Genomic DNA, 242 nt, shown 5'->3' on the forward strand with positions numbered 1-242 from the left:
GTCGTGTACCGAGTAGGCGACGTCGTCGGACCAATCCATGGTCTGCGCTTCGAGGCACTTGTGCTTGTCCGGTGCACCGTCGCGTACCCAGCCGAGAATGGCCGAGTCGTCGTCGTAGGCACCGAATTTCGCGCCCGGCGCGGGCCTGGTCCACGGATACTTCATCGCGGCGTCGAGGGCGGCGCGGGTGAGGTTGAGCCCCGCGCTGTTGCCGTCGGAGTCGAGGATCTTGGGCTCGAGGC

At 66.9% G+C, this 242-nt stretch carries 1 pseudogene; it reads right to left on the bottom strand.

The window, feature by feature from the left end:
• Nucleotides 1-242, bottom strand: a pseudogene (locus tag NDO48_RS29490) (deoxyguanosinetriphosphate triphosphohydrolase); the annotation flags it as partial.

Source organism: Aminobacter sp. MET-1 (genome assembly GCF_026521175.1).
Classification (GTDB): domain Bacteria; phylum Pseudomonadota; class Alphaproteobacteria; order Rhizobiales; family Rhizobiaceae; genus Aminobacter.